Annotated in this window: 9 protein-coding genes; 3 read left to right on the forward strand and 6 right to left on the reverse strand. The window is 44.9% G+C overall.

Features of this window, described 5'->3' with window-relative positions; translation table 11 throughout:
- Window positions 1–2: 2 nt before the first annotated feature.
- On the reverse strand, window positions 3–1,439 hold the full coding sequence (locus Q0N89_RS09325) for a peptide MFS transporter (RefSeq protein WP_294035737.1): 1,437 nt from the start codon (window positions 1,437–1,439) through the stop codon (window positions 3–5).
- A 254-nt stretch (window positions 1,440–1,693) separates the two neighbouring features.
- Complete coding sequence (locus Q0N89_RS09330; RefSeq protein WP_294035739.1) at window positions 1,694–2,737, reverse strand: ribonuclease Z; 1,044 nt, start codon at window positions 2,735–2,737, stop codon at window positions 1,694–1,696.
- Between the two features lie 127 nt (window positions 2,738–2,864).
- On the opposite strand from Q0N89_RS09330, the gene Q0N89_RS09335 reads away from it, so the two are divergent.
- Both Q0N89_RS09335 and Q0N89_RS09340 read left to right on the forward strand, forming a co-directional pair.
- Entirely contained in the window at window positions 2,865–4,088 is a 1,224-nt protein-coding gene (locus Q0N89_RS09335) for an MFS transporter (protein WP_294035741.1), read from the forward strand.
- A gap of 18 nt (window positions 4,089–4,106) precedes the next feature.
- Window positions 4,107–4,724, forward strand: coding sequence for a LysE family translocator (locus Q0N89_RS09340; protein ID WP_294035743.1), 618 nt, complete (start codon window positions 4,107–4,109; stop codon window positions 4,722–4,724).
- A 106-nt stretch (window positions 4,725–4,830) separates the two neighbouring features.
- Here the strand turns inward: Q0N89_RS09340 and sodA are convergent, their stop codons facing one another.
- Entirely contained in the window at window positions 4,831–5,448 is a 618-nt protein-coding gene (gene sodA / locus Q0N89_RS09345; RefSeq protein WP_078253535.1) for a superoxide dismutase [Mn], read from the reverse strand.
- 266 nt (window positions 5,449–5,714) lie between these two features.
- On the opposite strand from sodA, the gene Q0N89_RS09350 reads away from it, so the two are divergent.
- Window positions 5,715–6,602: a DMT family transporter gene (locus Q0N89_RS09350; protein WP_294035746.1), complete on the forward strand. Its 888-nt coding sequence runs from the start codon at window positions 5,715–5,717 to the stop codon at window positions 6,600–6,602.
- A 385-nt stretch (window positions 6,603–6,987) separates the two neighbouring features.
- On the opposite strand, the gene Q0N89_RS09355 is transcribed toward Q0N89_RS09350, so the two are convergent.
- The 3 genes from Q0N89_RS09355 to Q0N89_RS09365 form a co-directional block, all read right to left on the reverse strand.
- On the reverse strand, window positions 6,988–7,227 hold the full coding sequence (locus Q0N89_RS09355; RefSeq protein ID WP_294035749.1) for a hypothetical protein: 240 nt from the start codon (window positions 7,225–7,227) through the stop codon (window positions 6,988–6,990).
- A 54-nt stretch (window positions 7,228–7,281) separates the two neighbouring features.
- The gene (locus Q0N89_RS09360) at window positions 7,282–8,142 is read right to left on the reverse strand and encodes a hypothetical protein (protein WP_294035751.1); all 861 of its coding nucleotides are present in this window, start codon (window positions 8,140–8,142) and stop codon (window positions 7,282–7,284) included.
- A partial coding sequence (locus Q0N89_RS09365; RefSeq protein WP_294035753.1) for a hypothetical protein occupies window positions 8,106–8,323 on the reverse strand: 218 nt, incomplete at its 5' end. The genes Q0N89_RS09365 and Q0N89_RS09360, both read right to left, overlap by 37 nt.

Genomic DNA, 8,323 nt, shown 5'->3' on the forward strand with positions numbered 1-8,323 from the left:
AATTAATCCACTTTTTGTAGCATCTTTTTCAAAATCGGTGAAATCAGCAAGAATACCACCCCTGCACCAATGCCGAGATAAATCATCATGTAATAATAATCAATCGGATTGGCTTCATTAAAATATTCTCCAAACAAAATCCCACCAAAAGTCATGCCAATCGACAACGCCAAAAAGTTCAGTGCCACCATCTGCGTCTTAAAAAAGTCAGGCGCAATCTTGGTCGCAAATGACAGTGAAATCGGCGAAATCAGTAGCTCTGCCACCGTCATCGCCGCCAGCGAAAACAGATATACCAAAATCGGCATCGCATCGCCACTTTTTAGATATGGCAAATAAAAAGTAAAGGTAATAGCGGTAATCAACAGTGATAAGCTGAACTTGACCGGTGTGCTTGGTGATTTTTTGCCAAGTTTTGCCCACAGTGCCGACATCACGCCTGCCAGCGCAATCACCCAAAAGCTCTGCATCGATGGCTGCCAGCCTACAGGGAACTCAAAGCCGCCAAGCATACGATCGACTTGGGTATCAAAAAACACCACAAGCAAGGTATAATTTTGGAAGAAAATCGCCCAAAACACGCAGATACACACAAACAGCGGAATGTATGCCAAAATGTGGCGTTTTTGGTCGCCATTGACACGGCTATCGCTGAGCAGGCGAATAAAATAAATCGTCGCAATGACAATCACCGCACCAAACAGCATCATCTTAAAGTTTGATAAAGTCAAAACACCAGATGCCACAAGCGCCGACACTGCCACAACGCCAATCACAAGCCCAATCAGTGCTTTGGTCTTATCCGATGTGGTCAGTGGGTTTGGCGGGGTTTTTTGACCCAAATCCTTACGCCCAAAGCTATACAGCACAAGACCTAGTGCCATACCGACTGCCGCTGCACCAAAGCCATAATGAAAGCCAATGCGACTTTGTAGATAGCCCACGAGCAACGGGCCAAGCAGACCGCCGATATTGATGGCAATATAAAAAATCGAAAAACCAGCATCACGCAGCGAGCGATATTTGTCATTTTCATACAATGAACCAACCATCGCACTCACCGGTGCTTTGACACCGCCAGAGCCGAGCGCCACGAACACCAAGCCCAAAATCAAGCCCTGTAGTCCCGGTACAATCGCCAGCAAAATATGACCAATCATGATCACGATGCCCGAATAAAATAGCGTTCGCTCTGCACCAAGTACCCGATCGGCAAACCAACCGCCAATCAGCGTCGATAAATACACACTACCACTATAAGCACCCACGATACCGCCTGCGATGCCTTTATCAATACCCAAGCCCCCTTCGGTCAGCGAGTAGTACAGATAAATCATCAAAATCGCTTGCATACCGTAGTATGAAAACCGCTCCCACAGCTCTAGGTGAAACAAACTGCCCAACTGCTTGGGATGGCCAAAAAACTGCTTTTCTTGCATAAAAATCCTTAATGCAACTTCTCATGCACTCAATCATCAATCATATGATGCGACGGCTTACCATCCATCATTCAATGTCAAGTGCCTAATCAGATCTACATGAGACCCAAACAAGACTAAGCGACGCTTAATCCGCCAAACATGGCATTATATCGCAAATAAGAATCATTGTGAAATAAGTCAGCGAAATAAATAAGACAAGCTAATCACGCAAATGAATCAGTGAGCAGTGTCAGTAAACTTAAGTCTAACACCTAACCATCAGCACGCACCACCTTTGGCACATCCGCCACCGTGCTAATCGTCATCAAATCGGTGGCCAGTACCAATTTGCCATCATAGGCAGATTCGGCTTCTGTGCGGATATGCCCCATATTTGGCGTGCTGTCATTTGGGTCATCAAACAGCATAAAGCGCGCACTAAAATGCGTCAGCACAAGGCATGGCACGCCTGCACGCTCGGCAAATTCTGCGACCATCTTGGCACTTGAGTGCTTGGGGTCAAACACGCCTTTGGCAAGAATCTTATCCATCACCGCCTGCGTATAAGTCGCTTCGTGCACAAGCACATCTGCACCTTTGATGGCATCGGCAAGCAGGCTTGGCGTATCGTTATCGCCTGCGACGACGATTTTTTGGGCATTGATGGTGCGATGGCAAAACTGATGAGCATCCATCATCACGCCATCAATCTCAATCTGCACCATACCGCTCTGCGCTGATTTTAAAATCCGCCCCCAATGCACCTTATCAATGCCCTGTGCTAAAAGTTTATCGGTATCAAGCTTAGATTTGGTCATGGACTGCGTCAGCCCAAAGCCAAAACTCTCACAACGATGGCTAAGCTTATGAATATCAATATCAAGCCAATGCTGTGGCGTCAGCGATAATCGCACACCATCATCGATCACCTGATGAATATCAATAAATTCAATCTCATAGCTTAAATTCATCTCGGTCAAGCGGATAAATGCATCGAGTAGCTCGCCAAGTGCAGGCGGTGCGATGATGGGCAATGCTGCCCTGCGACCATGCATGGCAAGACTTGCCAACAGTCCCATCAAGCCATAGCAATGATCGCCATGCATATGCGTGATCATAATCGCCTGTAGCATACTTGGCTTGTGTGCAGTGCGTAGTAGCTGATGCTGTGTGGCTTCACCGCAGTCGATGAGTATCCACGGCGTGGATTTGCCCGTTTGCCCTGTTTCGCCCAGTAGCGATACCGCAAGCCCCGAGACATTGCGCCGTGTGGTGGGCACGCCACTGGATGTCCCCAAAAATGTCAATTCAAACATGATTTTACTCTTTATTTATCACGACAAGATAGCGTACAATAACTGCTGTTATTTTGCATCATTTTTATTGTTTTTCGGATTATTCGCTTTATTTTAATCGCTTTATTCGCTCAAGATTGGGAATGTTATGACAAAGTCCACTGCCGTCTGGTCATTGGTCGCCATCGCTGCGACGATTTTACTTATCACCACAGGGATTCGTTTGTCATTGGGCTTATTTATTCAGCCGATTACCAGTGATACTTCGGTGAATATCGTGCAAATCAGCTTTGCCTTGGCGGTGACACAGCTGATGTGGGGCGTATCACAGCCGATTACAGGGGCGATTGCCGACCGCTTTGGGGCGTGGTGGGTGCTACTGCTTGGGACGATTGTGCTTGCAGTCGGTTGTGCCTTAGTGCCACATCTGTTGTCCGCTTGGGGGCTGACATTGACTTTGGGTGTGCTGATTGCTTTTGGGGCTGGCGCAGGCAGTTTCTCGGTGCTGATGGGACAAGTCGCCAATCAAGTGCCCGAACAGGCTCGGGGCACGGCATCTGGCATCATCAATGCTGGCTCAAGCTTTGGGCAGTTTTTGTTCGCGCCGATGTTACAGCTACTGATTAGCTTGCCATTGGTCGGCTGGTCAAAGGCGTTTTATGTCCTAGCAGGCATCAGCTTACTGTGCTTGCCTTTGGCGTGGTATCTGACTCGTGGCTTTGCCCAAAGTCTTGGCAGTACTACCCCCACCACCAATCAGCCGCAGCAGTCCTTATCATCCGCCATCAAATCTGCGATGGCTGACCGCAATTATCTGTTGATTCATTTGGCATTTTTTACCTGTGGATTTCATATTGCATTTTTGGTGACGCACTTACCGACCGAAGTGACCTTAGCAGGATTAAGCTCATCGGTGGCATCTTGGTCATTGGCATTGATTGGTCTATCCAATGTCGCAGGCAGTCTGTTTGTCGGCTGGTCGGTAGGTCGTTGGCAGTGTAAATATATTCTGTTTTGGATGTATCTTAGCCGTGTGATTTTGGTGGCGATTTATCTGATTGCACCACAGACGCCGATGACCTTTTATATCTTTGCCATCGGGCTTGGTCTGACTTGGCTTGCGACCGTGCCACCAACCGCAGGCGCGATTGGCAAGCTGTTTGGCGTGCGTTATTTGGCGACTTTGTTTGGCTTGACACTGCTTAGCCATCAAATCGGTGGCTTTCTTGGGGCGTATTTTGGCGGTCTTGCCATTGATAGCTTTGGTAATTATGCCTATATGTGGTATGTCGATATGGCGTTGGCATTTTTGGCGGCGGTGAGTAATCTGCCCATCAAAGAACCCAAAGTCGTCCGCACAGCACAGGCTTGATGGATTGTTTAGTAAACCATGACCATTCAATTATTCTTATTCTTCGCCATCAGCACCCTGCTCGTTTCTGCCACACCCGGGTCAAATATGCTGTTCGCCTTTCAATGCGGGCTCAACTACGGTATCAAAAAGACCCTATGGGCGATGGCAGGGCTCATGCTTGGGCTACTCATCTTGCTTAGCGCATCCCTGTTTGGGCTTAGCCTAATCAGCCAATATCCGCTGATTCTTGATACGGTCAAGGTGCTTGGCGCAGCGTATTTGGCGTATCTTGGTGTGCAGTCATGGTTTAGCCATGGTAGTAGCTTTGGCAGTGGCGTTCAGATGAGTGGCTCACAGTGGGCGCTGTTTCGCACAGGCATCTGGGTGTCGTTATCCAACCCTAAGGCGATTTTATTTTTTGCGGCATTTTTCCCAAAATTCATCAACTTTTCAGCACCGCTATTGCCCCAATATGTGATTTTAGTCATTGGTTTTTATATCATTGAAACCTTTTGGCAGTTTGTCTATGCGCTAAGCGGTCAAAAGCTTGCCAACTGGCTTGGGTATGGCAATCGCCTATTATGGCTCAATCGTCTGTGTGGCGTGGTGTTTGTGATTATTGCAGTGGCGTTGGCTTGGGAAGTGTTTGTATAATTTGTATAAGTTGTTAATAAATACTGAATTTAATTAATAAACCATTTAAACTTATATAAAAAAATCGCATCCATCACTGAATGCGATTTTTTGGTATTATGGGCGATTACTGCGCAGAATCAAAGCGTTTTTGTGCTTCGTCCCAGTTTACCACGCTCCAGAATGCTTTGATGTAGTCTGGGCGTTTGTTTTGGTATTTTAGGTAATAAGCGTGCTCCCACACATCAAGACCGATGATAGGGAAACCTTGGCAACCTGCTACCGCAGTACCCATCAATGGGCTGTCTTGGTTCGCTGTGCTAACTACTTTTAGCACGCCACCGTCTAGTACTAGCCACGCCCAGCCTGAACCAAAGCGAGTCGCTGCCGCTTTTTCGAACTGTTCTTGGAACGCTTCTACCGAACCAAAATCACGCACGATAGCGTCTTTTAGGCTGCCACCAAGCTCAGTGCCAGTTTTTAGGATAGTCCAAAATAGGCTGTGGTTAGCATGACCACCTGCATTGTTACGCACGCCAGTTTGCTTGTCAGCTGGTAGTTTGTCTAGATTTGCAATGACTTCTTCAGCAGATTTGTCCGCCCACTCAGTGCCTTCTAATAGACCATTAGCGTTGTTCACATACGCTTGGTGGTGGCGTGAATGGTGGATTTCCATTGTTTCTTTGTCAAAATGCGGTTCTAGTGCGTCGTAGCTGTAGCCTAGCTCAGGTAGAGTAAATGCCATTACGGTATTCCTTCTTTGTTGATTAGTTGATTGGATAAACTGCGAACAGTAATTGTTCGTCCTTTAAATATATAGCCAATAGAGGACAATTTCAAGAAAAAAGTACAAAAAAGCCCAAAGAACTTTTGATATCAGTCACCAAACCTGTGATATCTAGCTTGCCAAAGCTGTCAAAAATCATGATTAAGCCGTTGATTTTATTGTTAATTTTAAATTTGTTTTGGCTTGATTTTGATGGCTTTCGTGATATAATTTTTCATTTTATCATGCCAACTTCCACCAGACGCCCCCTTGACCATATTGCCATCAGCACGATGGTGGTATGCTGTTTATTTCTTGGATTGACCAATATCGCCATCAAGCTAAGCCATCATGAAGTCTCGCCTGTGATGCAGCTATCCATGCGGTCATTGTTTGGTCTTGTGATTTTGCTTGGTTTTATGGTGTACCAAAAAGAGCTTAGATTCAATCCCAAACAAATCGGGCTTGGGCTATTGGTCGGTGTGCTTTTTGCCTTTGAATCACTCTTGGCAGGTGAATCCTTACGCTATACCAGCGCCTCTCGCAGTGTGGTGTTTTTATATACTTCACCGCTGTTTTCGGCGTTGTTTTTGCATTTTTTGGTCAAAGATGAACGGCTGTCGCTCACCCAGTGGCTTGGCATGGGGCTTGCTTTTGGTGGGATTGCGGTGGCGTTTTTGTTGTCATCACAGGCGGATGGCTCGCTATTAGGCGATGGCTTGGCATTGGCGGCAGGCTTATCGTGGGGCTTGACGACGGTGATTATCCGCATGACAAGCCTTGGCACACTGCCTGCCAAACAAGTGCTCGCCTATCAGCTGTTTGCCATCGGCGTGCTGCTGTGGGTGTATGCGATAGCAACCGACCAAGCGGTGATGCATTGGCAAACTGCCAGCGTGCTGAGCGTCGGATTTCAAGCGGTGTTTGTGGCGTTTTTTGCGACTGTGGCATGGTTTTGGCTATTGACCCGCTATCGCTCGGCGGATATCGGTGCGCTGATTTTGATGACGCCGATTTTTGGGGTGGTGCTTGGGGCGTGGATTTTGGGCGATGCGATGACGACCAGCTTTATCATCGGGGCGGTGATGGTGCTTGTTGGGATTGTGTTGGTGGGTAAGCGGTCAAGGGCTTAGTGTTGGTGGTATTGGGAAACTTGCTACAAGATGTAAGGTGCGTATTACGCACCGTTTTAAATCAAAGCTTTGTAATCATGCCTAACACGCACTTGATGTTAAAAACTAATCTTGTGGTAGTTTTCAAGTTTTTTAGGTATAGATTTAATGCATAAACTTTATTTATGGCTGATAAAATGTTATCCAAGGCTCAAAATTTTCTCCATAAATTTCCACAATGAATTTAGTATCGGGATAAGCTTTTTGTAAATGGTATTCCCAATTATGCTTAATGAGATTTGCAATATTTAAAATAGTTTCATCGGATGAATTATCCATGTTATTAAAAAATATCTCTGCAACATTTATAGAGTTCCAGTCTTTTTGTCGTTCTGCATCATTTCTATCAATAGGATCTTTTTTTTCTATAACTCTCTCTAATAATTATTTCTTGCTCACCATCTATGTCAAAAAACACCCTATCGCCTATTTCAAAGATTTTTGGCGTTAATACATTAAGAAATATCTCTATGTCTTCAGGGTAAATTTCAAGATTTATATAGGCACGCAAACTAGAATCCGAATTATATACAGAATCTTGCATTTCTTGTTGCCATTTCTTAAACTTCCAATTATTGATAAACATTATTTATTCCTTTTTGTATCAACTCTTTGTACCGGTGCAGTTTCTTGTCAAATTTTAGATAAGCTTTTGAGCAATAAGCTCTGTACGAGTCAGTGTGTCTTTTTGTTTTAATAAGGGTTTGAGTTCATCAGGAATTTCATCATCTTCCAAAAACTCATAAAAAGTCAATACCACTTCTTCTGGGGTGTGGAGCCTATCACGCAAGGCACACATGGTTTTTAGCCAATACACTGCATCATCAAGGCAACCTTTGGAATAGACGAATTTTAACTCTTTGCCCAATACTTGACGACAGACTTTATTAAGTCGCGCTTTGTCAAATTCCCCATATTCATAATGGCGTAAGACGGCATACATTAGGGTTACCAATCCTGTTTTTGAGGTTAATTTAACCTCTTTTTTGCCCTTAAAATATTCATAGACATCAATGCCCAGCTTATATTCTTTGGCAAATAAACAGCGTTGTAAGTAGGTGTAAAATAAGTTTATTTCAATGCCTTTAGCTTTGGTTTTTGAGAAATCAGTTGGATTTTTTTCTGCAAAAAACCATAAATTGGTATATTCCAAACACTCTTTCCAAATGGCAACATCATCTTGACCTGTATAAACCCAAGTAGATCCTGCATATCCTTCATAGATAAGACATACATCTTGTGGTTTCCAGCCCGACTCTACTTTTAACTCTATGGCGGTTTGGCACCATCGTATTAGTCCGGGTAAAAATGGATCAAAATATTGTTTATTGCCCACTAGATAGGCTCCAAATACGGCAAAGGATAGGATGGAGCGAGCTTGAATGCCGTGCATTTTATCGGTGTCTTTTATCTCATTTTTTGTCTCCATTTTATACCAGAACCCCTCAGGCGGTTGGGTATCAACTATTTTGCGCATAAGTTTGTCTTTAATGGATCGCATTTGCCTGCCTCCTTCGTGTTGGTGTCTGTGTTGTTGGTTGTATTGCCATCATTAACTTTTTGGTTGTCACGATATTTTTGAACGATTTCTTGACCTTCTAAAGCACCACTGCCCACCGTGCGGGTCTGTACCGGTACAATATTCCCAGACACCCCATAAGAGGTTATACTACCCCAAACTA

The sequence above is a fragment of the uncultured Moraxella sp. genome, from assembly GCF_945873075.1.
Lineage (GTDB): Bacteria > Pseudomonadota > Gammaproteobacteria > Pseudomonadales > Moraxellaceae > Moraxella.